The following is a 667-nucleotide window of genomic DNA, read 5'->3' as shown; positions in this document are numbered from 1 at the left end:
TAGGGCTTTGTTAAAGGTGTTGAGGGTGTCTAAGAGTTGGCTAAACTTAGTGCTTAAATCGCTAACCTCCTCTTGGAGGGCATCACCCCCCCCCCCCCCATATCTTGGGCTAGGGATAAAAACAAGCGGTGTGTGCGCTTGGTGGCTTTGAGGTGTTGGGAGAGTTGGTTGGAAATGTGTTGCATGCAAGCTCCTTAGATTTGTAAAGTGAGTGGGTATGATAACACAGGTAGACTAACATATCGAGCAAACCTTAAAGGGATTGTGATGTAATGACTCAAAAAACTTGGCTTACATCTTTTAAATCTTACCTATGAATGATGTTCTCCCAAAACTCCTTTATTTGCAAGGACTAACCTCGTTACGAGGGTATCATGAGAGCGAGGATTGAAACTAAACTCAGGCGTAGATAAGGCGGGACGCGGTGAAGTTTATTAAGCTGATTTTATCTTTTTCCTTGAGTGGTCTAAAAAATCACGCATTTGTTCTGTCTCCTCAATCTTAACATAGCCTTTGCTGCAAACTTCCAGGGGTTTAAAAATAATGTGGTTTTGATATGACCACAACTAGAACAAGTTTTAGAGCTAGGATAAAAAGCATCCACCCGCTTAACCTCACGCCCATAGTATTTGGCTTTATATTCTAGCAAGGTGTTAAAAGCAGAGAT

At 41.8% G+C, this 667-nt stretch carries 2 protein-coding genes; both read right to left on the bottom strand.

Translation table 11 applies throughout. From position 1 onward, the window contains the following. Nucleotides 1-53 precede the first annotated feature (53 nt). Nucleotides 54-185, bottom strand: a complete 132-nt coding sequence (locus tag EAO33_RS09800; protein ID WP_268877465.1) for a hypothetical protein — start codon at nucleotides 183-185, stop codon at nucleotides 54-56. A gap of 281 nt (nucleotides 186-466) precedes the next feature. Continuing rightward, a partial coding sequence (locus EAO33_RS08885) for a transposase (RefSeq protein WP_235853170.1) occupies nucleotides 467-667 on the bottom strand: 201 nt, incomplete at its 5' end.

The sequence above is a fragment of the Helicobacter labacensis genome (genome assembly GCF_003660285.1).
Lineage (GTDB): Bacteria > Campylobacterota > Campylobacteria > Campylobacterales > Helicobacteraceae > Helicobacter > Helicobacter labacensis.
Note: the sequence above shows the minus strand (reverse complement) of the source record. Positions and strands in the feature narration are given on the sequence as shown.

Bases quoted from the DNA above. Each gene is read 5' to 3' on its own strand.
- EAO33_RS09800 (WP_268877465.1), bottom strand. From the start codon at position 185: ATGCAACACATTTCCAACCAACTCTCCCAACACCTCAAAGCCACCAAG.